Annotated in this window: 23 protein-coding genes; 13 read left to right on the top strand and 10 right to left on the bottom strand. The window is 71.5% G+C overall.

The window, feature by feature from the left end; all coding sequences use genetic code 11:
• Window positions 1-200 precede the first annotated feature (200 nt).
• The gene (locus ACZ6YG_RS16545; RefSeq protein WP_466018488.1) at window positions 201-1,073 is read left to right on the top strand and encodes an Ig-like domain-containing domain; all 873 of its coding nucleotides are present in this window, start codon (window positions 201-203) and stop codon (window positions 1,071-1,073) included.
• Between the two features lie 139 nt (window positions 1,074-1,212).
• Here ACZ6YG_RS16545 and ACZ6YG_RS16550 read toward each other — a convergent pair whose 3' ends face one another.
• A complete protein-coding gene (locus ACZ6YG_RS16550; RefSeq protein ID WP_466018489.1) occupies window positions 1,213-1,809 on the bottom strand; it encodes a UTRA domain-containing protein in 597 nt (198 codons plus the stop codon).
• Between the two features lie 38 nt (window positions 1,810-1,847).
• On the opposite strand from ACZ6YG_RS16550, the gene ACZ6YG_RS16555 reads away from it, so the two are divergent.
• The 3 genes from ACZ6YG_RS16555 (at window position 1,848) to ACZ6YG_RS16565 (ending at window position 4,859) form a co-directional block, all read left to right on the top strand.
• Entirely contained in the window at window positions 1,848-2,381 is a 534-nt protein-coding gene (locus ACZ6YG_RS16555; protein WP_148029405.1) for a hypothetical protein, read from the top strand.
• Between the two features lie 390 nt (window positions 2,382-2,771).
• Entirely contained in the window at window positions 2,772-3,503 is a 732-nt protein-coding gene (locus ACZ6YG_RS16560) for a dienelactone hydrolase family protein (protein WP_466018490.1), read from the top strand.
• A 183-nt stretch (window positions 3,504-3,686) separates the two neighbouring features.
• Window positions 3,687-4,859 (top strand): Cmx/CmrA family chloramphenicol efflux MFS transporter, encoded by a 1,173-nt coding sequence (locus tag ACZ6YG_RS16565; protein ID WP_466018491.1) that lies wholly within the window; start codon window positions 3,687-3,689, stop codon window positions 4,857-4,859.
• Here the strand turns inward: ACZ6YG_RS16565 and ACZ6YG_RS16570 are convergent.
• Window positions 4,814-5,761 carry a DNA polymerase ligase N-terminal domain-containing protein gene (locus ACZ6YG_RS16570; protein ID WP_148029408.1) on the bottom strand — a complete coding sequence of 316 codons (948 nt, stop codon included), beginning with the start codon at window positions 5,759-5,761 and terminating at the stop codon, window positions 4,814-4,816. The genes ACZ6YG_RS16565 and ACZ6YG_RS16570 overlap by 46 nt on opposite strands.
• Window positions 5,762-5,865: 104 nt before the next feature.
• Between ACZ6YG_RS16570 and ACZ6YG_RS16575 the strand changes: the two genes are divergently transcribed.
• Window positions 5,866-6,720: a hypothetical protein gene (locus ACZ6YG_RS16575; protein WP_466018492.1), complete on the top strand. Its 855-nt coding sequence runs from the start codon at window positions 5,866-5,868 to the stop codon at window positions 6,718-6,720.
• Window positions 6,717-7,568, top strand: coding sequence for a hypothetical protein (locus ACZ6YG_RS16580; protein WP_466018493.1), 852 nt, complete (start codon window positions 6,717-6,719; stop codon window positions 7,566-7,568). Before ACZ6YG_RS16575 ends, ACZ6YG_RS16580 begins: the two co-directional genes overlap by 4 nt.
• On the opposite strand, the gene ACZ6YG_RS16585 is transcribed toward ACZ6YG_RS16580, so the two are convergent.
• The 6 genes from ACZ6YG_RS16585 to ACZ6YG_RS16610 all read right to left on the bottom strand — a co-directional run bounded on the left by ACZ6YG_RS16585 (window position 7,565) and on the right by ACZ6YG_RS16610 (window position 13,276).
• A complete protein-coding gene (locus ACZ6YG_RS16585; protein ID WP_148029411.1) occupies window positions 7,565-8,239 on the bottom strand; it encodes a FadR/GntR family transcriptional regulator in 675 nt (224 codons plus the stop codon). The two genes, ACZ6YG_RS16580 and ACZ6YG_RS16585, sit on opposite strands and share 4 nt — an antisense overlap.
• Before the next feature lie 25 nt (window positions 8,240-8,264).
• Entirely contained in the window at window positions 8,265-9,287 is a 1,023-nt protein-coding gene (locus ACZ6YG_RS16590) for an MBL fold metallo-hydrolase (RefSeq protein WP_148029412.1), read from the bottom strand.
• A complete protein-coding gene (locus ACZ6YG_RS16595) occupies window positions 9,284-10,402 on the bottom strand; it encodes a steroid 3-ketoacyl-CoA thiolase (protein ID WP_466018494.1) in 1,119 nt (372 codons plus the stop codon). Before ACZ6YG_RS16595 ends, ACZ6YG_RS16590 begins: the two co-directional genes overlap by 4 nt.
• 43 nt (window positions 10,403-10,445) lie before the next feature.
• Entirely contained in the window at window positions 10,446-11,441 is a 996-nt protein-coding gene (locus ACZ6YG_RS16600; protein WP_466018495.1) for a sigma-70 family RNA polymerase sigma factor, read from the bottom strand.
• A 52-nt stretch (window positions 11,442-11,493) separates the two neighbouring features.
• Window positions 11,494-12,432 (bottom strand): NADP-dependent oxidoreductase, encoded by a 939-nt coding sequence (locus ACZ6YG_RS16605; RefSeq protein ID WP_466018745.1) that lies wholly within the window; start codon window positions 12,430-12,432, stop codon window positions 11,494-11,496.
• A gap of 217 nt (window positions 12,433-12,649) precedes the next feature.
• Window positions 12,650-13,276, bottom strand: coding sequence for a TetR family transcriptional regulator (locus ACZ6YG_RS16610; RefSeq protein WP_219551039.1), 627 nt, complete (start codon window positions 13,274-13,276; stop codon window positions 12,650-12,652).
• A 253-nt stretch (window positions 13,277-13,529) separates the two neighbouring features.
• Here ACZ6YG_RS16610 and ACZ6YG_RS16615 point away from each other — a divergent pair, with 253 nt between their 5' ends.
• A complete protein-coding gene (locus ACZ6YG_RS16615) occupies window positions 13,530-14,735 on the top strand; it encodes an acyl-CoA dehydrogenase family protein (protein WP_466018496.1) in 1,206 nt (401 codons plus the stop codon).
• A complete protein-coding gene (locus ACZ6YG_RS16620; protein WP_219550993.1) occupies window positions 14,735-15,889 on the top strand; it encodes an acyl-CoA dehydrogenase family protein in 1,155 nt (384 codons plus the stop codon). Before ACZ6YG_RS16615 ends, ACZ6YG_RS16620 begins: the two co-directional genes overlap by 1 nt.
• Before the next feature lie 31 nt (window positions 15,890-15,920).
• Here the strand turns inward: ACZ6YG_RS16620 and ACZ6YG_RS16625 are convergent, their stop codons facing one another.
• Window positions 15,921-17,837 (bottom strand): RNA polymerase sigma factor, encoded by a 1,917-nt coding sequence (locus ACZ6YG_RS16625; RefSeq protein ID WP_466018497.1) that lies wholly within the window; start codon window positions 17,835-17,837, stop codon window positions 15,921-15,923.
• A gap of 270 nt (window positions 17,838-18,107) precedes the next feature.
• On the opposite strand from ACZ6YG_RS16625, the gene ACZ6YG_RS16630 reads away from it, so the two are divergent.
• From ACZ6YG_RS16630 to ACZ6YG_RS16650, 5 genes are read left to right on the top strand one after another with little or no spacing between them, the layout of a single operon-like run.
• Window positions 18,108-19,166 (top strand): ABC transporter ATP-binding protein, encoded by a 1,059-nt coding sequence (locus ACZ6YG_RS16630; RefSeq protein ID WP_219550988.1) that lies wholly within the window; start codon window positions 18,108-18,110, stop codon window positions 19,164-19,166.
• Window positions 19,159-19,833, top strand: a complete 675-nt coding sequence (locus ACZ6YG_RS16635; RefSeq protein ID WP_148029419.1) for an ABC transporter permease — start codon at window positions 19,159-19,161, stop codon at window positions 19,831-19,833. Before ACZ6YG_RS16630 ends, ACZ6YG_RS16635 begins: the two co-directional genes overlap by 8 nt.
• Complete coding sequence (locus tag ACZ6YG_RS16640; RefSeq protein WP_466018498.1) at window positions 19,830-20,522, top strand: ABC transporter permease; 693 nt, start codon at window positions 19,830-19,832, stop codon at window positions 20,520-20,522. Before ACZ6YG_RS16635 ends, ACZ6YG_RS16640 begins: the two co-directional genes overlap by 4 nt.
• A gap of 15 nt (window positions 20,523-20,537) precedes the next feature.
• Window positions 20,538-21,449 (top strand): ABC transporter substrate-binding protein, encoded by a 912-nt coding sequence (locus tag ACZ6YG_RS16645; protein WP_148029421.1) that lies wholly within the window; start codon window positions 20,538-20,540, stop codon window positions 21,447-21,449.
• A gap of 31 nt (window positions 21,450-21,480) precedes the next feature.
• Window positions 21,481-21,963 (top strand): flavin reductase family protein, encoded by a 483-nt coding sequence (locus ACZ6YG_RS16650; RefSeq protein WP_261808325.1) that lies wholly within the window; start codon window positions 21,481-21,483, stop codon window positions 21,961-21,963.
• Here ACZ6YG_RS16650 and sppA read toward each other — a convergent pair.
• The gene (gene sppA, locus ACZ6YG_RS16655) at window positions 21,960-23,657 is read right to left on the bottom strand and encodes a signal peptide peptidase SppA (protein ID WP_466018499.1); all 1,698 of its coding nucleotides are present in this window, start codon (window positions 23,655-23,657) and stop codon (window positions 21,960-21,962) included. The two genes, ACZ6YG_RS16650 and sppA, sit on opposite strands and share 4 nt — an antisense overlap.
• Window positions 23,658-23,668 lie beyond the last annotated feature (11 nt).

Genomic DNA, 23,668 nt, shown 5'->3' on the forward strand with positions numbered 1-23,668 from the left:
CTGATGCAAGTGTGACTAATAGTGCTATTGCTGCTTAAATAGGATTTAGATCGCAGAGTGGTTGAACCTCATACACCACGATCTTGGACGCGGCCTACCCTGGCTGAGACTCCCACCCAACCCGCTGATCGTCTCCGGCAGCACTAGCCGCCAGCAACTGCGGTAGCTCTGCTGCGCCCTGGTGAATAGATTGGCTGTCCATGTCTGAGGTGATGCGCTTCTACTACGAAGGCGAACCTGAGCCGCAGATGTCCGAAGAGTGGGAAGCGTTCATGAACGATCCAGATCGCTTTCGCGGTTATCCGGCGCTGCCCGACCCTGAGGACATCACCGCGGAGGAACTGCTGGAGCAGTTGCAGACGGTCGACACTCGGTCAGTTCGCGATAGCAACGACCCGCTCCTTTCCGTACCACCGGAACAGATCGATCCACCTGTCGAGGACACCGATCCGCCCACAGTGGTCGCCTCTGGCCCAGAGAAGGACGCGGCGGGAGTACATCCCAAGGCCGAGATCTGGGCCGTGTTCAGCGAGTCGGTCACCGAAGCGCGGATGGAGCTGAAGGGCCCCGACGGCTCCCCGGTCGCAGGCACCTCCCAGCAGGAGAACGAAGACATCGCAGCGTTCCTGCCCGAGCAGCCGCTGGCCGTCGATACCCGATACACCGTCGAAGTGTCCGGTGCGAAGGACGCGGCGGGCAACGTCATGTCCGGCCCGCACACTTGGTCGTTCACCACGGGGGCTGACTTTCCGACCGTGAGCGGGTTCGAACCCGGCCGGGATGCCACCGATGCGCCCCCGGACATCAAGGTCATGATGACGATCAACGAGGCGGTGACCGACGTCCAAGTCATCATCAAGGATCCATCGGACACGGCCGCACAGGGGACGCTCAGCAGCGACAACGGCAACACCCTGTGGACCTTCACACCGGCGGCGCCGCTCGCCGTCTCGACCGTGTACCGGGTGGAGATCAGCGGGGCCAAGAACGACTCCGGCAATGTCATGGCGCCCTACACCTGGTCATTCACCACCGGCGAGACATCTCCAACCGAGCACAAGGCGGCGGGCTGATGTCTGGAGTATCGCTGTCCATCGTCAATCCCTCGGTCACGAGGAGTTCACTCCGAACATCGTCAGCTTCACCCTGCTGAAACTGTAGTTCTGTTCTGCTGTGCCATAGGAGTCCAACGCCGTGGCTGCGGCGCGAACCTCACGAGGTAGCCGCCGCATCGCCGACCGGGCCGTTGTACGCCAGCATGGTCGACTCCGCGGGCACCACGATGTCCGCCACCTCCACCACTCGATCGCCGGCGAGGTGGGCCCGTTGGATCACCATCACCACGCTTCCCGCGCCGATGTCGAGCCGCTTCGCCTCCTTGTGGGTCGCCACCCGCGCCGACACCCGCTCGTCCCAGGCGTCCACCATCAGCCCGATGGAGGCCATGCGGCGTGGCACGCCCTGACCCGCGAACTCGCCGCCTTCGGGGAACGCGATCGGCGTGCCCTTCGTCAGCGCCAGCGGCTCCCATGAGGTCAGCAGCATCCACGGCCCCTCGTCCTTGGTCGAGAACAGGTAGGCGGTGCGCATGACGTCGTGCCAGTGCCCGTCCGCTTCGGCGAGGCCGAGCCGCTCGCGTATCTCCGGCGGGGCCTGCATCGTGTCGGAGGTGTACTCCAAGCTGCCGTGACGGCCCTGCTCCTCTATCGCCGGACCGAACGGCGAGCCGTCCTGCCGCTCCCGGAACCACGAGCGCACCAGCACCTGCTGTCCCGCCTCGCCGACGCCTACGGGGAGCAGGCCACGCACACCGGACGGATGATCTACGTCGAGCTGTGGGACCGGCCGTGAGCGGCTACAGCGTCGTCCCGTTTGTGATCGCCTACGCCCGCGAGGAGGTACGCGACCGGCTCGTGTTCGAGCCGCACGACGGATCGGACCGCGGGCTGCGGTTGGCGTACGAGATCCCGCGCAAGGGCGACCGCGTCGGCGGCGTCCTGCGCGCCCGCGTGCGGGACCTGCGCAGGCGTGTCGGCAAGCGCGGCCCCGAGCGGATGCGCAAGCTCAACACGAGACGGCAGTGGTTGTGCATGGACCGGCTGTTGTGCCAGGTCTGCTCCCGCCCCGCGACCGAACCGGGCACCGGCCGGTCATGGTGGATCCTCGTCCCGCCCGTGTTCGAGGTCGACGACAGCGGGCGAGGGGGCCGTACGAACGCGCCGCCCACCTGCCGCGCCTGCGTCGACATCGCGCTGAGCGAGTGCCCGATGCTGCGCGCCGATGCCACCGTGTGCACCGTCGGCCGGGTCGAGCCCGCCGGAGTGCTGGCCGACATGTACGAGCCCGGCCCGGTGCCGACGCTGACCGCGCACAACGTCTAGGTCTCCTGGGACGCCTTCGCCCGCCACCCGCATATCCTGGCCACGTCGCAGGTCGTCCAGCTGCACGATGTACGCGAGCTGGTCAGGACCGGATGAACAGCCAGGAAGCCGACTCGCCCGGCTCGTAGGGGGAGTCGAGGCGTTCGGCGACCACGCCGGGTAGGCCCGGCCGATCCGCCGATATTTCGGATATATGCACTCAGCCAACCTCCCACAACGCGCTCACCGGCATCGCCCGCATCCCACCACCTCCGTGATACGTTCGGCGGCGGCATGCGCCGCTAAAGACTGAGGAGGTGAGACCGATCAACGCTGTGACAGGTCGGGGCTCCCTCCCTCGCATGGCCTAGGGAGTGCCCGAAGAAGGCATCCCGAAAGGCTTCAATCGCTATGCGCTTCACCTCTGAAACGTCGTCCGACGGCGTCTCCGAACAGCTCTTCACCCTCGGTGAGATCCCCGGCGTGCTGTGGACGCCGGAAGACGCCACCGGCCCTCGACCCCTCGTCCTGATGGGCCACGGCGGCGGCCAGCACAAGAAGGCTCCCGGCATCGTGTTCCGCGCGGGCCGCTTCGTGGCCGAGTGCGGTTACGCGGTGGTGGCGGTCGACGTGCCCAGCCATGGAGACCGTCCTAAGGACGAGGAGTACGACCGGATCGCGACCGCGAACCAGGCCCGCGCGGACGCCGGAGAGGAACTGGCTCCGCTGATCGCCTCCTTCCAGGCCCTCGTGGCCCGCCGGACCGTACCGGAGTGGCGGGCGGTCCTGGACGCGGTCCAGGAACTCGACCACGTCGGCACGGGCCCGGTGGGCTACTGGGGCGTGTCGCTGGGCTGCGGGCTCGGCGTCCCGTTCGTCGCCGCCGAGCCCCGGGTCCAGGCGGCGGTCCTGGGGTTGGGCGGGGCGCTGTCATCGGCCGGGGACGCCGCGCGCATCACCGTCCCGGTGGAGTTCCTGGTGCAGTGGGACGACGAGCGGGTCCCCAGGGCCCAGAGCCTGGCCCTGTTCGACGCCCTGGGCTCGGCCGAGAAGACGCTGCACGCCAACCCAGGCAAGCACGCGGAGATTCCGCTGTTCGAGATGGACAGCACGCTGCGGTTCTTCGCCCGCCACCTCCGCTGACCCAGGGACGCGAGCCAGGCGGATAATCGGTTGGCATCGCAGGACGCCCGTTGTTAGGTTGCCGGGCGTGTCCAGCCCAGAGGCGTCAAGACGGTAGCCACCGGTCATCCGGTGGCGTAAAGAGACCACCGGATCACCGGCCCCGCTTTCCTGTCGATCCCTCTCTGGGTGCGGAGCCTCTTCATGCCTTTCTTCGTCCACCTGCTCGGGCTGGCCGTGTTCGCCATGGGCACGTCCGAGTTCATGCTGTCCGGCCTGGTGCCGGGCGTCGCCCAGGATCTGGGCGTGACGATCCCGGAAGCCGGCCGGCTCACCTCGGCGTTCGCCGTGGGGATGATCGTCGGCGCGCCGCTGATGGCGATCCTGAGCCTGCGCTGGCCGCGGCGGCGCGCGCTGCTGGCGTTCCTGGCGGTCTTCCTGCTCGTGCACGTCCTCGGCGCGGTCACCACGAGCTTCGACGTCCTGCTGCTGACGCGGGTCGTCGGGGCGCTCGCCAACGCCGGGTTCCTGGCCGTGGCGCTGTCGGCGGCCACCGGCCTGGTCGCGCCGGACGCCAAGGGGCGCGCCACCGCTGTCCTGCTCGGCGGGGTCACCGTCGCCTGCGTCGTCGGCGTGCCCGCGGGGGCGCTGCTCGGCCAGATGTGGGGGTGGCGGTCGGCGTTCTGGGCGGTGGCCCTGGTGTCGGCGCCGGCGTTCGCCGCGATACTCAGGTCGGTGCCCGCCTCTCCGGCCGTCGTCTCCCGCGAGGGCGGGGCGCGCCCGGAGCTCGGGGCGCTGCGCGACCGGCGCCTGCTGGTGACGCTGCTGCTCGGCGCGCTGGTGAACGGGGCGACCTTCTGCGCCTACACCTACCTCGCGCCGATCGTCACCGACGTGGCGGGGATGGGTACGGCGTGGGTGCCCGTCGTGCTGGCGCTCTTCGGCCTCGGTTCGTTCGCCGGCGTCACCGTCGCCGGCCGGGTCGCCGACGTACGGCCCGCGCGGCTGCTGGTCCTGGGCGGGGCGGCGCTGCTCGCCGGGTGGGTGGTGTTCGCGCTGACCGCCGGGAGCCCGGTGGCGACGGTCGTGCTCGTCCTCGTCCAGGGGACGCTCGCGTTCGCCGTCGGTTCGACGCTGATCTCCCAGGTGCTCTACGCCGCCACGGGCGCGCCGACGCTGGGCGGCGCGTTCGCCACGGCGGCGTTCAACGTCGGCGCGGCGCTCGGGCCCTGGCTGGGCGGTCTCGCCATCGGCGCGGGTTACGGGTTCCGCTCGCCGCTGTGGGTGAGCGCGCTGCTGGTGGCGCTCGCCCTCGCCGTCCTGGTACGGCGTCAGGACGGGATGAACAGCCAGGCCGCCGACTCGCCCGGCTCGTAGGGGGAGTCGAGGCGCTTGGCGACCACGCCGGGCAGGCCCTGCCGACGTGCCGCCTCAAGGACCGGCCGGGCGTCGCCGGGCCAGGAGGGGGCGGTCTGCCAGCGGGGCGTGGACAGGTCGAGCGCCTCCAGGGCCGCCCGGCGGACCTCGTAAGGCTCGTCCAGCAACACCCGGCCGTCGTCGTACAGCAGGTCGTAGAAGACCAGCACCTCGGCGCCCGAGAGGGTGGCGAGTTCGCCGTCCAGGAGGGCGGTGCGGCTGCCGAACGACGCCGCGAGCGCCCGCAGCCACGGGTGCTCGCGGGCGGCGGCGGTGCGGCCGCCCTCGATCGGAACCAGGAGGCGGCGCCCGCCCCAGGCGAACTCGTACGCGTACGCGGCGGTGTCGCGCGGCAGGCGGGAGCGGCGCGAAGGGAGCATGGGCGCGACGTCCGGCAGGGGAGCGCGGGACGGGGGATCCATGCGGTGGATCATCCAGTTCTTGCCGTTCGTCTGGAACAGCACGAACCGGCCCTCGGCTCGGGAGCCGTGCAGGACGACCTTGACCTCGCGCTCGGACCATTTCTCGGTCTCGTACGTGCCCTGGTCCCAGATCGTCATGGTGCCGCCGCCGTACTCGCCCTGGGGGATCTCGCCGTGGAAGGTGAGGTACTCCATCGGGTGGTCCTCGGTGTGCACGGCCAGGTGGTTGGTGGCGGGGTCGGACGGCAGGCCCTTGGGGATGGCCCAGGAGGCGAGCACGCCGTCGCGTTCCAGGCGGAGGTCCCAGTGGAGGGAGCGGGCGTGGTGCTCCTGGATGACGAAGGAGTCGCCGCCGCCGGGAGCGGGGGATGCCGGGGGGACGGGTTCGGGGGTACGGCTGGCGTCGCGTTTGCTCCTGTATTGCGTGAGTTTGTCAGCCACACAGCCGTACTACCCGGTTATTCGCGAATGGACGAGCGAACCCCCGCCGGCTTCTGGAAGGATGATCTCTCCCAAGCAATCCCCCTCCCAAGGACATCAGAATCATGAGGCGTTGGATCCTCCCCGCGGCCGTCGCGCTGGCCGCGGCTCTACCCGCGACCCCCGCCGTGGCCCAGGCCGCCCCCGACCCGGCGCAGGCCGTCAAAGCGCAGCTGCGGCACGAGCGCGGGGTGCGCATCGCCGAGATCTCGCGGACCGTGACCGGCAAGGCGTCCACCAGGACCCGCTACCACAGCGGCATCCAGCTCGCCCCGACCGGCCCGGTCGCCTCGTGGGCCGACGTCGAGGACGCCTCCGACACCCGCAGCCAGGACGGCCTGGGCGCCAAGCCCGGCCAGAAGGCCGCCGTGGGCACGTCCGTCTACACCTCCGGCGAGGCCGTCGCCGACCTGCTGCCCAAGGACAAGCTCTGGATCCGGGTGAAGCAGAGCGGCCACCCGAACCTGGCGCTGGCCACGGCCAGCAAGCAGACGATCAACGTGTTCGACCCGGCCGTGCTCAAGGCGGTGCTGAAGGGCAAGGGTGGCAAGGCGGTCACCGGCGGCCGTCACTACAAGGGCACGATCACGTACGCCAAGCTGTACGAGGCCGCGAAGGGCCACTACGGCAAGCTGTTCGACGGCGCCCCGCGCGGCGCCTTCGCCAAGACCGCGATCTCCTGGAAGCTCTGGACCGACGGCCAGGGCCTGCCCGTGCGGCTCTCGACCACCGAGCGGGCCACGTCCGGCGCGTACCGCACCATCGACACCCGCTACTCCAGCTGGGGCGAGCACCTCATCGTCACCGCCCCGGCCAGGGCCGAGGTCGTCGAGTGGAAGGACCGCAGCCGCCCCGGCACCGCGAACTCCGTGAACGACCTGGTCCTGACGGACGCGTACGCCGGCACCGGCCAGTCGTGAGGCGACTCGTTCTCGCGGCGGTGGCCGCCACGCTGGCCGTCCTGATGACGGCCCCGCCGGCCGCCGCCCGGACCGCCGCCCCCGACCCCGTCCGGGCGCTGCAGAAGCAGCTCAAGTCCGAACGCGGCGTCAAGCTGAGCGAGGTGTCCAAGTCGGGCTTCGGCTCCTCCACCACACGCATCCGGACCAAGAGCGGCGTCCAGCTCTCCCCGTCCGGCCCCGTAGCCACCTACACCTCCATGGAGCCCGTGGACGAAGAGGACGCCTCGGTCGAGATGCTCGCTTTTCCACGGGGGGCATACCTCGGCGGAGAGGAGCTCGCGAAACTACTTCCCGACGGGAAGACCTGGGTGGGTCTCGAAGCCGCCAAGGGGATCACCATCAACCCCGTCGTCCTCGCCAGCATGCAGCCGATCCACGTGTTCGACCCTGCCGTGCTCAAGGCGACGCTGAAGGGCGAGCGAGCCAAGCCGGTCTCCGGCGGCTACTCCTACCGGGGCGTCGTGACGTACAAGGAGCTGTACGAAGCGTCGAAGTCCTTCTACGCCGCTCAGGTCGAAGGCCTCAAGCCCAGCGACTACGCCAAGAGGAAGGTCTCTTATCGGCTCTGGACCGACGAGAAGGGCCTGATCCAGCGCCTGCAGACGCAGGAGGCCATGGGTTCGGGCGAGCACAGGTACGTCGCCACCGCTGACACCCGCTTCTCCGACTGGGGGCACCCCCTGGTGATCTCGCCCCCGGCCGCGGACGAGGTGTTTCCCTACGAGGACTTGCAGAACCTGCGGATGCCGCTGCCCGACCCGCTGGAGGACCCCCTGCTGAAGGACGGTCTCCTCGGGCTTCGTTAGTCGAGGGCCTTGCGGAGCCAGGATTCGACGCCCGCCACGTGGACGGTGGCCCAGGCACGGGCCACCTCCCCCTGGCGGGCGGCGATCGCCTCGTAGATCGCGGTGTGCTGCTCGCGGGTCTTGGCCAGCGCGCCCTCCTGGGTGAGGCCGCGCCAGATGCGCGCCCGGGTGGTCGGCCCCGACAGGCTCTCGATGAACGAGCAGAGCACGCTGTTGCCCGACCCGAGCGCGATCCGCTGATGGAACCGCAGGTCGTTGGCGACCAGCTCCTCGATCGTCGGCTCCTCGGGCAGCGACTCCAGGATCACCCGCAGCTCGTCGATGTCGTCGTCCGTCATCAGCTCGGCGGCCATCGCGGTGGCGGCCGGCTCCAGGATGCGGCGTACCTCGAAGAACTGCAGCACCGTGTCGTCGCGGTGCAGGTCGAGGACGAACGACATGGTGTCGAGCAGCAGCCGGGGCTCCAGGCTGGTGACGTAGGTGCCGTCGCCCTGCCGTACGTCCAGGACGTTGATCAGGGCGAGCGCGCGCACCGCCTCGCGCAGCGAGTTGCGTGACAGCCCGAGCCGCTCGGCGAGGTCGGCCTCCTTGGGCAGCCTGTCTCCCGGGGCTACCTCGCCCGAGAGGATCATCTGCTTGATCTTGTCGATGGCCGCGTCGGTGACCGCCACGCTTTTCTCCCTAGACATCGGATGTCTACGATTCTAGGGCTTGGAAACGTACCGGATCGCCTCCCGGCAGGCGGCGGAGCACGCCGCGGACCTCCAGGGTGCGCAGGTGGGCGGCGGCCTCGCCGGCCGCCATGCCTCGCAGCATCGGCGGCAGCTCGGACCAGGGCCGGTTCCAGGTCATCATGGCGGCGGTCTCCCAGATGGTCAGCGGCTCCGCGCGCTCGGCCAGCAGGGCGAGGAGCCGTTCGAGCTTCTCCTCGTGATGGTGACGGATCTGCGCGGCCCGTGCCGCCACATCTGGAAATGTCCATTCATGAGCGGGCAGGGCGCCGAGCTCTCCCAGCTCGCCGACCCTGGTCAGCGACTCCAGGAAGTCGCCCAGCGGATCGACGTCGTCCCGGTCGAAGGGATAGATCCCGATGTGCGGGGTGATGCCGGGCAGGACGTGGTCGCCGGTGAAGAGACGGTCGGCGTCCTCCAGGTGCAGGCAGACATGGCCGGGAGTGTGGCCGGGGGTGTGCACCACCCGCAGCTTCCTGCCGGGCAGGTCGACGAGGTCGCCGTCCCGCAGCCGCCGGTCCGCCGGCGCGGGCGGGTCCTGCCTGCCGTCGGCCGCCGGGCCCTCGGGCAGGTCCTCCGACGGCGCGCCGGCCCGGCGGAGCATGTCGACCTGGAAGGACCCGCGGACGTCCGAGGGGACGCCGTTCATCATGTCCACGATCGCCGCGTCCGCCTCGTGCATGGCGATCCAGGCGCCCGACTCCTCCCTGACCCTCCCGGCCAGCCCGGCGTGGTCCGGGTGGAAGTGGGTCACGACCACCCCGTGCACCGACGCCACGTCGATCCCCGCCGCCGCCAGCCCGTCACGCAGCGCCGCCCACGCCTCCGGGTGGTTCCATCCCGCGTCCACCAGCACCGGCCCGCGCGGGGACTCGATCGCGTACACGAGCGTGTAGCCGAGCGGGTTGCCGGGGATGGGCACGGGCACGCTCCACACCCCGAAGCCGAGGTCCAGCGGGCGCTGCTCGGCGTACGAACGACGGGTCACGCGAGACGCTCGATGATCGTGGCGGTGGCCAGGGCGCCGCCCGCGCACATGGTCACCAGCGCCGTCGAGCCGTCCGACCGTTCCAGCTCGTGCAGCGCCGTGGTGATCAGCCGCGCGCCCGTCGCCCCGACCGGGTGGCCGAGCGCGATCGCGCCGCCGTTGACGTTGACCCGGTCGAGGTCGGGCTCGTGCACCTGCGCCCAGGACAGCGCCACCGACGCGAACGCCTCGTTGACCTCGAACAGGTCGATGTCGCCGATCGTCATCCCGGCCGCGGCCAGCGCCTTCGCGGTCGCGTCCACCGGCCCGTCCAGGTGGTAGTACGGCTCCGCGCCGACGAGCGTCTGGGCCAGGATCCGCGCCCGGGGGCGCAGCCCGTGGCGTGCGGCGGCCTCCCTGCTCATCAGCAGCACGGCGGCGGCGCCGTCGGAGATCTGCGAGGAGGTGCCGGCGGTGTGGAGCCCTTCCTCGCCCAGCACCGGCTTGAGCCGGGCCAGCCCTTCGGCCGTGGTCTCGCGCAGCCCCTGGTCCCTGGTGACGGTCCCGACGGGGACGATCTCGCGCTCGAACCGCCCGTCGGACCACGCCTTCGCGGCCCGCTGCTGGGACCGGGCGCCGAACCAGTCGAGCCGCTCCCGGGTGAGCCCTCGCCGCCGGGCGATCCGCTCAGCGGCCGTGAACTGGTCGGGCAGGTCGATGCTCCAGTCGTCGGGCCGCGGGTTCGCCGGCAGCACGTTGCTGCCGAGCGGCGCCCGGCTCATCACCTCGACGCCGCAGCCCACGCCGACGTCCATCACCCCGGCCGCGATCATGGCCGCCGCGAGGTGCACCGCCTGCTGGGAGGAGCCGCACTGGGCGTCAATGGTGGTCACGCCCGTCCGGTAGGGGAGACCGGCGTAGAGCCAGGCGTGCCTGCCGATGTGGCCGCCCTGCTCGCCCGCCTGCGTCACGCATCCCGCGAACACCTGGTCGACCAGCGCGGGATCGATCCCGGCCCGCTGGATCAGCCCGTTGAGCGCGGTGGCCAGCACCTGCTGCGGTTTCAGCTCGGCCAGCCAGCCGCCGCGCTTGCCGATCGGGGTGCGGACGGCCTCGACGATGACGGGTGTGCGCACAGTCTCCTCCAGAGCGTTACTCTGGTCGCGACTGTAACTTGTTCTACTTTGATCCGGAAGCCCCGGCGGGCAACGAGGCGGGCAGCCCGAACCGCGCGAACATCCCCGGCTCGAAGAACATCGCGACATGGCTGACCTGCGGCCCGTCGAAGTCGAGCACCTGCAGCGCGAACTCCCGATAGATGTCGCCCTCGCGCAGATAGAGGGCGAACGCCTCCTGCCCGTTGGCCCGTGCCGGAACCAGCCGCAGATCCTCAGGCGCCTCTGCGGGGCACTGCGCTTGCACGAGCCGGGCGATGTCTTCCGCGCCCTGGTACCACCCGTCGAAGGGGGGCATCTCGAAGACCGCGTCCTTGGTGAACAGCTCGACGATCGCCCCGACGTCGTAGGACTCGAACGCCTCGACGTAGCGGTCGAGCTGCTCGCGCTGGTCCGCAGTGAGCGGCTCCGGCCGGTCGTCGAGGCTCGGCGCGACCTGCTCCAGCTGGGCGCGGGCGCGCTGGAGGACGCTGTTGACCGCCGTGGTGGTGGTGTCGAGCACCTCGGCCACCTCGGCGGCCCGCCACTTGAGCACGTCACGCAGGACCAGCACCGCCCGCTGGCGCGGCGGGAGGTGCTGCAGGGCCGCGACGAGCGCGAGCCGGATGCTCTCGCGGGCGGTGACGATCGCGGCCGGGTCGTCGCCGCCCGCGCCCACCATCCCGTCGGGGACGGGCTCCAGCCACGGCACCTCGTGACGCTCCACCAGCGGCGCGGTCGGCTCGGACGCCGGCGCGCCCAGCCCGGTCGGCAGCGGCCTGCGCCCTCGGCTGTCGAGCGCGGTCAGGCACTGCGTGGTGGCGATGCGGTAGAGCCAGGTGCGCAGCGACGAGCGGCCCTCGAACCCGTCGTAGTGGCGCCAGGCCCGCAGGTAGGTCTCCTGCACCAGGTCCTCGGCGTCGTGCACCGAGCCCATCATGCGATAACAGTGGGCGAGCAGCTCCCGGCGCATCGGATCGGCCTGCCGGAGGAACTCCTCGTTAGATGGCCTCTCGGTCATACAGTCCTGTATAGACGACGCCACCGACAGATCGCTTACGCGCAGGTCAGGGTCAGTGCGGCACGGTGAGGACGATCTTGCCGGTGGTACGGCCGCTCTCGCCGAGTTCGTGCGCCTTGGCCGCGTCCCGCAGCGGTAGCACGGCGGCCACCTCGGGGCGCAGTCTGCCCGCCTCCATCAGCGCCGCCAGCGCGCGCATGGCGGCGTGGTCGGGCTCGACCAGCATCACCGCCGACCTGACGCCCAGCGCGGCCGCCTCGTCGTGCACGCCCTCGTCCAGCACCGACAGGGGCAGCGTGACGATCGTGCCGCCCCGGCGCATGGTGCGCAGCGAGCGCCGCCCGTAGTCGCCGCCGATGCCGTCCAGCACCACGTCCACGTCGCCGACGACCTCGGCGAAGTCGACCTCGCGGTAGTCGACCAGCTCGTCCGCGCCGAGCCCGCGCAGGAACCCGTGCTTGGCCGCGCTCGCCGTGCCGATCACGTACGCGCCCCGCGCCTTGGCGATCTGCACCGCGAAGTGGCCCACCCCGCCGGCCGCGGCGTGGACGAGGACCCGCTGCCCGCCCCTGAGCCCGGCCACGTCCACCAGCGCCTGCCACGCGGTCAGCGCGGCGAGCGGGACGGCCGCCGCGTGCACGTGGTCGACGCTGGGCGGCTTGCGGGCGAAGTGACGGGACGGCGCGGTGACGTACTGGGCGTAGGCGCCGTTGCCGTACGGGTAGCGCAGCATGCCGAACACCTCGTCGCCCGGCTCGTACAGGGCCTGGCCGAGACCGGAGCCCTCCACCACGCCGGAGACGTCGTAGCCGAGCGTGAACGGCGGCTCGCCCAGCAGCCCGCCCGTGGCGCGCGTCTTCCAGTCGGTCGGGTTGACGCCGGTGGCCTCCACCCGCACCAGCACCTCGGTCGGGCCGGGCACCGGCTTGTCGGTTTCCGTCATCTTCAGCACCTCAGGGCCGCCGAGCGCGTCCTGAGTGATCGCAAGCATCCTCATGCTCAAAGCTTGCGGTACGGGCGAGCGCCGCGAGAAACCGGCCCCCGCAAAGATCCGGCCAAACGCCTGACCACTTTCGCCGACCGGATCCAGCGCGAGCGTCCGCGAGATGCGGCCGGCGACGCGGGCCGGGCCGGTCGGTTGGAGGAGGCCGGTAGGCGAGCTCGACAGGGCGCACGCGCCGGTCGTGCGGGGACGCGGGCCGGGGGTGTCAGAGGCCGGCGAGGAGGCGGTCGGCGGCGAGCTCGATGCGGCGCTGGATCTGGTCGTGGGTGCGGCGGCCCCGGAGGATCTCCAGGAGTTCCTGGACCCACACGCTCGCCAGCGAGCCCGCGAGGGCGAGCTGCTCCTCGGTGGCCTGCTCGGGGGTGGTGCCCGTGGAGACGCGCAGCAGGAGGCCGGCCATGCGGTCGCCGAGCGGGATCTCGACGTCGTCGGCGAGGATGAGCGAGCGGATCAGCGCGTCGGCCAGCTCGGGCTCGCGCATGAGCCCTCTGGTGGCCCGCATCAGCACGTCGACCGCGCGTCCCGGCGGGGTGGCCGCGCTCGGCGGGCGCCGCTCGATGCTGCTCTCCAGCAGGTCGATCTCCTCGCCGACGACGGCCACGACGAGGTCCATCTTGGACGGGAAGTAGCGGTAGAGCGTGCCGAGCGCCACGCCTGCCCGCTCGGCGACGGTGCGCATCTGCATGGCCTCGACGCCGCCCCGCGAGGCGAGGGCCGCGGCGGCCTGGACGATGCGCTTGCGGCGCTGGTGCTGGCTGCGCGAGCGGGCGCCCTGGCCGTCGGGAGAGGATCCGCCGGACGTGAGGCCGTCGGGTGTGAGGTCGTGCTCCATGGTCCCCTCAGGGTGGGTGGGGGGTGTGGCGATGGCTCCGCGAGTGGCCGCCTGCGGGGTACGCATAAGAACACGTTATCTGATTTCCCGATGCCCCGGCTTGTTACTCGCCGGTCACAAAGAAGGCCTATCAGTGCATGTCTTCCCCGTTACGCGGATATATCGAGGATTATTCGGATTAATTGGCCCTGGACAGATATTGGAATCTGTTCTAGTTTTCGATTCGGTTGACCGAGCGCTTGGTGGAGGGCAGATGGACTTCGGCCTTGACGAGACCCAGGAAGCCCTGCGCGACCTGGCCGCCGGCCTGCTCGCCAAGGAGGCGAGCCAGGAGCGGCTGGAGGCGCACGAACGCGGCGGCGCACCGTACGACGAACGGCTGTGGCAGGCGCTGCGCGAGTCCGGGCTGACCGCGATCTGCGTGCCGGAGCACGCGGGCGGCGCGGGGCTGGGGCCCGTCGAGATGGCGGTGGTGCTGCGCGAGGCCGGTGCGCGGGCCGCGCCGGGCCCGCTGGCCGCCACCCTGGTGAGCACCTTGGCCACGAGCCGGTACGGCACCCCGGACCAGCAGAAACGGCTGACCGGCGCCACCGTCTCCACGGTCGCCATCAGGGAGCCGGGCAGAGCCCTGGCCGACCCACCCGCCACCACCGCCGAGCGGAAGGCGGGCGGCTGGGCGTTGACCGGCCGCAAGTGCGGCGTCGCCTACCCCGACGGCGACCTGCTGGTCACCGCGGACGAGGGCCTCTTCCTGGTCCCCACACCCGGCTCCACCCCGACGGCCGAGACCGCCGTCCCGGCGTCCGGCTCCGCCCCGACGGCCGAGACCACCGTCCCGACGTCCGGCTCCGCCCCGACGGCCGAAGCGACTGCCCCGGCGCCCGGGATCGCCGTCCCGGCGTCGGGCTCGGCCTCGGGGGGTGAGGCCGCCGCCGTGGTCGCGGTGTCCGAGTTCGCCTCGGCGGGGGAGGTCGTCGCGACCGTCACGTTCGACGCGGCACCGGCGGAGCGGGTCGCGGGTCCCGAGGCGGTGGCGGGGGTGCGCCATCTCTATACGGCCGCGACGGCCGCGCAGGCGTCCGGGGTGCTGGCCGGGGCGCTGCGGCTGACCACCGAGCACGTCAGGAACCGCAAACAGTTCGGCCGCGCGCTGGCCGAGTTCCAGGCCGTCACCACGCAGGTCGCCGACGTCTACATCGCGGCGCGGGCGCTCGACGTCGCCATGTGGTCCGGGGCCTGGCGGCTGGCCGAAGGGCTGCCCGCCGAGGAGGACCTGGCGCTGGCCGCGTACCACACGAGCGAGGCGGCCCGCGCGCTCTACACCTGCCAGCACCTGCACGGCGGGCTGGGGCTCGACGTGACGTACCCGCTGCACCGCTACTTCGCGCACGCCAAGCACCTGGCGCACCTGCTCGGCGGCGCCGACGCCCAGCTCGACCTGATCGGAGCGCTCGCCTGATGCTCATCGACCTGACCCCAGAACAGCGCCGCCTCCAGGGCGAGCTGCGCGCGTACTTCGCCGCCTGCCTGACTCCCGAGGAGCGCGCCAAGATCGCCGAGGATCCGTTCGGCGAGGCGTACATGGCCCACTGCCGCCGCCTGGGCCGCGACGGCAAGCTCGGCCTCGGCTGGCCGGAGGAGTACGGCGGCGCCGGTCTCGGCCCCATCGAGCAGCAGATCTTCGCCAACGAGATCGCCCGCGCCGGCGTCCCGTACCCGCTCATCTCCGTGCAGACCGTCGCACCGACGATCATGCAGTACGGGACGCGGGAGCAGAAGGAACGGTTCCTGCCGAGCATCCTCGCGGGAGAGTGCCACTTCGCGATCGGCTACACCGAGCCCGAGGCCGGCACCGACCTCGCGTCGCTCCGCACCACGGCCGTGCTGGACGGCGACCACTACGTGGTGAACGGCCAGAAGATCTTCACCAGCGGCGCCCACTACGCCCAGTACATCTGGCTGGCCGCCCGCACCAACCCCGACGCGAAGAAGCACAAGGGCATCACCATGATGATCGCCTCCACGGACGACCCCGGCTTCTCCTGGACGCCGATCACCACCATGGACGGCCGCCACCACACCAACGCCACCTACTACACCGACGTCCGCGTCCCGGTCGACATGGTGGTCGGCGAGGTCGACAAGGGCTGGGACCTGATCGTCAACCAGCTCAACCACGAGCGCGTCACGCTCGGCCCCGCCGGGAACCTCGCCCAGATCCACGATCGCCTCCTGGCCTGGGCCCGCCGCGCCGGGCTGGCCGACCAACCCGACGTGCGGCGCGTGCTCGGCCGCGTCCGGGCTTTCTCCCGTACGAACGAGCTGCTCAACTGGCAGGTCGCGGCGAACATGGACCTCGGCTGGCTGGGCGCGCCCGACGCCTCCGCCACCAAGATCTACGCCTCCGAGCGGATGCAGGAGGCGGGACGGCTCGTCGGCGAGATCCTGGCCCGCTACGGCGACCCGGCCGACCCGGAGACGGCCGCGCTGATCGAGGTGACCGACCGGGGCGTCAAGGGTGGCCTGGTGCTCACCTTCGGCGGCGGCGTCAACGAGGTGCAGCGGGAGCTGATCGCCATGCTCGGGCTGAGCCTGCCCAGGCCGCCTCGGTGACGGCGCTGGTCCCGGCTTCGCCCGGGGCCGGTCAGGGCTTGAGGATCATGGGGACCGAGAAGAACACGATCATCGCGATCGCCACGCAGATCAGGAAGCCGATCAGCTCCCATGCCCAGTCGTGGTGACGGTTGCGGCGCTTCTTCTTCTTTCTGTTCTTGGCAGGGGACGGCTTGCGGCCCTTCTGCGCCTGCGGCTTCCGGAGGGCGGGACGCGGCTTCGTCGCCAGCGGATCCGCCTTCTCCCCGCCACCCGCCGTACGAAGCTGTCCGGACTCACCCGTACGTGACCCATCCGTACGAGAGTCAGCCTTGAGGAAGTCAGAGGTACGGGAGTCGGCCTTGAGGACGTCAGCCGTGGGGGAGTCGGCGGGGGAGGGCTTCGCCGGCTGGGGGCGGAGGTCCTGGATCGGGGGCGTCTCCGGCTCCGGGGCTGAAGGGGCGGCCGGCATGCGGTAGACCGGCTCCCTTGGCTGGGCGCGCGGGGTGAACAGCGGCCCGGCCTCGCGGGCGGGGCCCGGCTGGGCGAGGAAGTCGCCGGTCATGGGAGCAGCCATGTCCGGGAGGCCTCCGGTCGCCGGGCTGGTGCCGCCCGGGTCGTCGAGCACGTCGCCGCCGGTCAGAAAACCGGTGGGCGCGGCCATCGGCGGCTCGCCCATACCGGGCTTCGCCCCCCGCGGCGTCGGCCGGCCGGGGGCGAACTGAGCGGGACCGGGCTGAGCGGGACCGGACGGCTGAGCGGGACCGGACCTGGCGGGGCCCGGCTGAGCAGCGCCGGGCTGAGCAGGACCGGGCTGAGCGGGACCGGGCTGAGCAGGACCGGGCTGAGCAGGACCGGGCTGAGCAGGACCGGGCTGAGCAGGACCGGGCTGAGCAGGACCGGGCTGAGCAGGACCGGGCTGAGCAGCGCCGGGCTGGGAGGGCCGTCGGGGGCGGAAGGCTTCGAAGGGGGTCGGGCGGGCCTCGAAGGGCTTCAGCGAGGCGGGGTTTCCCCTCAGGCGCTCGAAGGGCGCCGAGGACCCGGGGTTCGAGCGCAGGGCGTCGAAGGGCGCTGAGGACGCCGGGTTCGAGCGCAACGCGTCGAAGGAGGCCGGGGACGCGGGGTTCGAGCGCAGGGCGTCGAAGGGGTTCGCGCGGAGGGCGTCGAAGGAGGCCGGGCCCTCGCGTACGTCGTCGCGGAACTTGGGCATCGGCGTCGTGGTCGCGTCGTGGTCGGGGACGCGCGACGGCGAGGGGGGCCTGAGCAGGTCGCGGGGGAAGAGGACGGTCGTGGTCGCCGGGTCGGCCGTGCCGAGCGGCTGCGGCCAGGCCGGCGGCACGGGCCAGCGCGGCTTGACGAACAGCGGCGCGGGATCGGCGGTGCTGGAGCCGGCCAGGTGGATGCGGAGGGTGCCGGGTGGTTCGGGCCACGGCAGGCGGCCGAAGACGTCGCGCAGCGGCGCGACCGCCAGCGCGCCGTAGACGTCGGCCACCGGCTTCGAGCCGCCCGCCCCCGTCGCGGTCAGCGCCATGTTGAGTATCTGCCGGAACCGGTGGGCGGCGCTGAGCGCCAGCTCCTCCGCCGTGTCGGCCGCCACGTCGAGCACCCAGGCGAGCTCGGCCAGGTCGAGCCCGCAGACGTGGCCGAGCACGAGCACCTCGCGCTGCTGCGGCCGAAGCTCGCGCAGGATGCGCTCGACCAGCGCGGACACGGGGTCGGTCAGCGGATCGACGACCGGCGGCGCGTAGACCACGTCGCGCCGGTGGATCTCCCGGCGGGCGAACGCGTACAGGGCGGCCCGGGGAGGATCCTCCGGCGCGCTGGTGAGGACGGACTCCAGGACGTCGGCCGCCGAGCCGAGATCGCCGAGCTGGTCGGCACAGTAGACGAACAGCCCGGCGGCGTGACCGTCGTAGAGCTCGGCGATCTGCTCGCGACGGGAGCGCTGATCGGTGAGCGGGTGTGTCACGTTGACCGGTTCCTCTTAATAGCAAGGGCGGACGCTGAGGGGGAGGGGGTGCGCCGGTGAATCTGGAGGTTGTGGAGGCAATCATGCCAACAATCGCTGGTGGAGCGCACTACCGAAGGGCGAATTACTGGGGAATCGCAGGTCGGTGAAGCGGTTCAGTTCGGACCCGCTAGGACAGAGGGGGATGGATCGCCGTAGTCTGTGGGTTCAAGAGATCATGCGGCGGTCGTGGCAGGGGGTCGCGGCCCTGCTCGATGCGGGAGGTCGCGCGTGATCACTTTCGATGCTGTCACCAAACGCTATCCGGACGGGACGGTCGCCGTGGACCGCCTCGGCCTGGAGGCGCGCACGGGGGAGATCACCGTGCTCGTCGGCCCCTCGGGGTGCGGCAAGACGACGTCGCTCCGGATGATCAACCGGATGATCGACCCCAGCGAGGGCCGGATCCTGCTCGACGGCGCTCCCGTGGACACCGTCGATCCCCCGGTGCTGCGCCGCGGCATCGGATACGTGATCCAGCAGGCGGGCCTCTTCCCGCACCGCAAGGTCGTCGACAACGTCGCCACCGTCCCGTACCTGCTCGGCTGGAACCGCAAGCGGGCCCGCGGCCGGGCCATGGAGCTGCTTGAGCGGGTCGGCCTGGACCCCGCGATGGGCGAGCGTTACCCGTTCCAGCTGTCCGGCGGGCAGCAGCAGCGGGTGGGGGTGGCCAGGGCGCTGGCCGCCGACCCGCCCGTGCTGCTCATGGACGAGCCGTTCAGCGCGGTCGACCCGGTGGTCCGCACGAACCTCCAGGACGAGCTGATCAGGCTCCAGGCCGAGCTGAACAAGACCATCGTGTTCGTCACCCACGACATCGACGAGGCGATCAAGCTCGGCGACCGGGTGGCGGTGCTGCGCGTGGGCGGCAAGCTGGCGCAGGTCGCCGACCCCAAGACGCTGCTGACGGAGCCCGCCGACGACTTCGTACGCGAGTTCCTCGGCCGCGACCGGGGGATCCGCCGCCTGCAGTTCGTCTCCACGGGCGGGCTGCGCCTGCGCACCGACCTGACCGTGCGGGAGGGCGCCGACGGGCGGGGCGACGAGCCGTGGCTGCTCGCGCTCACCGCCGAGGGACGGGCCGCCGGCTGGCTGGCGCGCGGCCGGCCGGGCGAGCTGGGGCCCGCGGGCACGTTCCGCCACGGCCGCGACTCCATGCGCGCGGCGCTGGACGCGGCGCTGCTGTCCCCGTCGGGGCACGCGGTGGCGGTGGACGAGCAGGACAAGGTCGTCGGGGTGGCCACCCGGCAGGCGCTCGACGAGGCGCTGACGGAGGCCGTCCATGGGTGACGGGCCTCCCTCACTCTGGGAGTGGATCGCCCGCAACTGGGACACCGGGCGGGCCGGCAGCATCAGGGACCTGCTGAGCGACCACCTGCTGATGTCGCTGGTGCCGATCGTCGCCGGGCTGGCGCTGGCCCTGCCGCTCGGGCTCGCCTGCATCCGGTGGCGGTGGCTCTACCAGCCCACCGCGGCCGTGTTCAACGTGCTCTACGCGCTGCCGTCGCTGCCGCTGTTCATGCTGCTGATCTCGGTCACCGGGCTGTCGCCGGTCACCGTGATCATCCCGCTGATCTTCTACGCGATGGCCGTGCTCATCCCCGCCGTGGTCGACGGGATCCGCGCGGTGCCCGAGCACGTCCGGCAGTCGGCGGTGGCCATGGGCTTCACGCCGCTGCGCCGGCTGGTGCAGGTGGAGCTGCCGATCGCGGCGCCGGTGGTGATCGCCGGGCTGCGGGTGGTGGCCGTCTCCAGCATCAGCCTGGTCAGCGTGGGCGCGCTGATCGGGCAGGGCGGGCTGGGCATGCTGTTCACCCGCGCCTACCAGAACCCGTTCCTGCCGCCGGTCGTCGTCGGCATCGGGCTGATCGTGCTGCTCGCGCTGGTCGCCGACGGGCTGCTGGTGCTCGCGCAGCGGCTGCTGACGCCGTGGGAACGGGCGAGGAGGGCGACGTGAACTGGCTCGTCGACTTCTTCGGCGACCCCGCGCACTGGTCGGGGCCGTACGGGATCCCGGTGCGGCTGCTGGAGCACCTGGAGTTCTCCGCGCTGGCCCTCTTCCTGGCCACGCTGGTCGCGGTGCCGCTCGGCCTGCTGATCGGTCACACCGGCAGGGGCCACCTGGTCGTGGTGGTCTCCGCCAACCTGGCCAGGGCGATTCCCACGCTGGGCGTGCTGGTGCTGTTCGTGCTGCTGCTCGGCACCGCGTCGATCTGGCCGGTGATCATCCCGCTGGTGCTGCTGGCCGTGCCGCCGATCCTGGTCAACACCTTCGAGGGGATCAGGGGGGTGGACCCGGAGCTGCGTGACGCCGCGTACGGGATGGGACTGCGTGGCGGGCAGGTTCTGGGGCAGGTGCTGGTGCCGGTGGCGCTGCCGCTGATCCTGCTGGGGCTGCGGCTGTCGGCCATCCAGGTGGTCGCGACCACCACGGTCGCGGCCTACACCGGTCTGGGCGGGCTCGGGCGGTTCGTTATCGACGGTTTCGCGACACAGGATTACGCGAGCGTCTTCGGGGGTTCTGTGTTGATTGTGCTGTTCGCGCTCGTGGTGCAGGTCGGATTCGCGCTCGTACAGAGAGTGACCGTCTCCCCGGGCGTGAGCCGGCGACTGAAGGTACGTGACAGTGGTGCAACCTCCCGCTAGAAGGGGAAACAACTGATGAGACGCATGTTCGGCACCGCGGCGGTGCTCCTGTCCGCGGCGCTCGCGCTGGCCGGCTGTGGCGGCGGCGGCGGTGACAACCCGCTCCAGAGCACGGCCGCCACGCCGACCGGGTCGGCTTCCGGCGGGGGGACTGTCGTGATCGGGTCGTTCGACTTCGACGAGAGCGTGCTGCTCGCGTCGATCTACGCCCAGGCGCTGGAGGCCAAGGGCGTGCAGGTGGAGGAGAAGCCGCGGATCGGCAGCCGCGAGGTCGTCTACGACCAGGTGAAGGGCGGCGGGCTGACGATCGTGCCCGAGTACAACGGCAACCTGCTCGCCTACGTCGACAAGGAGAACACCGCGGCGACCGCCGAGGAGATCAACGCCGCGCTGAAGGAGAAGCTGCCGCCCGAGCTGGAGGTGCTCGACTCCTCCCCGGCCGAGGACAAGGACACCCTCTCGGTCACCAAGGAGACCGCGCAGAAGACCGCCACGATGGACGACCTGGCCAAGGTGTCGAAGGACATGGTGGTGGGCGGCCCGCCGGAGTTCAAGGACCGCTGGGAGCAGCGTTTCAAGGACGTGTACGGGATCGAGTTCAAGGAGTGGAAGCCGACGGGGCCCACGACGGCCGACGCCATCAAGGACGGCTCCATCCAGGTGGGCAACGTCTTCAGCACCGACCCGAAGATGACCATCAACGAGCTGGCGCCCCTTGAGGACACCAAGAACATCTTCCCGGCCCAGAACGTGACCCCGCTGGTCCACAAGGCCACGGTGGACGACACGGTCAGGACGACGCTCAACGGCGTCTCCGCCAAGCTGACGACGGACTCGCTGCTCGACATGATGCAGAAGATCTCCGTCAACAAGGACGAGCCCGCCACGGTGGCCGGGGAATGGCTGACCTCGAACGGCCTCGGCTGACCCGCCCCGCCCGGATCCGGGGGGCCGGGCGGTGAGCGAGTTCACCGACGCCATGGCGCAGCTCGCGGCGGGCGTGTCGGTCGTCACCGTGCGCGACGGGCGCGACGACGTGGGCGTCACCGTCTCCACGCTGATGTCGGTGTCGCTGGACCCGCCGCTGATGCTCGTCAGCCTGGGCAGCGGGGGCTACGTCAACGAGGTGCTGCTGCGCCAGGACCGGTGGGCGTGCTCCCTGCTGTCGTCAGGCCAGGCGGCGATGGCCAGCCGGTTCGCGGCGGCGGGCCGGCCGAGCGCCCGCCACCTGGTGGCGGGCGTCCCGCACCATCGCGGCCCGCACTCGGACGCGATCGTCCTGGACGGCGGCGTCGCCGCGCTGGAGGCGGAGACCACGCGGGTGGTGCCGGCGGGCGACCACACGCTGTTCGTGGCCCGGGTCCTGGCCGTCGACTACGTGGCCCCGGGCCTGCGGCCTCTCATCCGCCTGCGCGGCCGCTACCGCGCGGTCGGCGCCTAGCGGATCGTGTACCAGGCGGGGAGCGCGAGCGGACCGGTCGCCGGGAGGCCGAGCTCGGCGGAGAGCCTGGCCAGCGGGCCCCAGGAGTCCAGGCGCACCCTGGCCAGGGCCGCGGCCTTGTCGTCGCTGGACTCGGGGCCGCGCAGGCGCTCCAGCGGGTTGAGCCTGGGATAGACCCGGACCGGGGCGTCCTCGGCGAGGCCGACGCGCTTCCTGGCGAGCTGCAGCGCGTCCTCCAGCCCGCCCAGCTCGTCGACCAGGCCGCCCGCCCGCGCGTCGGCGCCCGTCCAGACCCGGCCGCGGGCCAGCTCGTGGGCGCGCTCGCGGCTCAGGTCACGGGCCTCGGCCACCTTGCCCACGAAGTCGTCGTAGATCCTGTCGAGCCAGGCGTTGACCCGCTCCCACTGCTCCGGCGAGAAGCCGCGCGAGGTGGAGAACATGCCCGCGTTCGCGCCCTGGGCGACGTGGTCGGTGTCCACGCCGAGCTTCTCCAGCAGCTCCGACAGCACCGGCTTGCCGCCGAGCACGCCGATCGAGCCGGTGAGCGTGCCCGGCTGGGCCACGATCACGTCGGCGGCCATCGAGACGAAGTAGCCGCCGGAGGCCGCCACGTCGCCCATCGACACGATCACGGGCTTGACCTTGCGCGTCAGCACCACCTCACGCCACACCGTGTCGGAGGCCACGTACGAGCCGCCCGGGCTGTCGACGCGGAACACCACGGCCTTGACGTGCTCGTCGCGGCGGGCGGCGCGCAGCGCGGCGCTGATCGTGTCGGAGCCCATCGCGCCGCCCCCGCCGAGCGGGCTGCGGCCGCTGCGGCCGGTGCGGATCGCGCCGTCGCCGTGGACGAGCGCGATGCCGTCGGCGGTCGGATGCGGCAGCTTCTTGACGGCCGACGCCCGGTGGTAGCGGGACACGTACTGCAGCAGGGAGTCCTCGCCGGCGGCGCGCTTGACCTCGCCGTACACCTCGTCCCGGTAGGCCAGGCCGTCGACCAGCCCGGCGTCCACCGCCTCGGCGCCGATGAACGGGCCGCGGTCGATCAGCTCGCGCACCTTGCCGGGGTCGAGCCGGCGGCCGTCGGCGATGCCGGCCACGATCTGCTCGGTGATGGACTCGACGATCCGGGCCATCGACTCGCGGTGCGGCTCGGTCATGTGGTCCTGGGTGAAGGTGTTGGCCGCGGTCTTGTACTCGTGGCGCTGGCCGATCTCGTAGTCGACGCCGAGCTTGCCCAGCGCGTTCTTGAGGAAGCGCTGCTCCAGGACCACGCCGGTGAGCCCCACGTCGCCGCTGGGCTGCAGGTAGACCCGGTCGAAGGCGCTGGCCAGGAAGTACGGGATCGTGCCGGCGCCGAACTCGCCGAACGTCTCGGCGAAGGCCACGGTCTGCTTGCCGGAGGCGCGGAACTCGACGACGGCCTGGCGCAGCTCCTGGACGGTCGCCAGCCCGATCGGATTGCCGCCGATCTTCACGATCAGCGCCTTGACCCGGGAGTCCTGCCGGGCCCGCTTGAGCCCGGCCAGCACGTCGGAAAGGCGGGGCTTGCGCATGGACAGCAGCGCGGCCAGCGGGTCCGAGGGCGGCCCCTGGGTGAGCCCCTCGGTGAGGTCGAGTTCAAGTACGAGCGGAGCGGTGCGCCGCTGCCGGAGCTTCTCGACGGTTTCGAAGATCGCCTTGCCTGGGTCCATAGAGCCACCCT

This window comes from Nonomuraea sp. NPDC054003 (assembly GCF_055585125.1).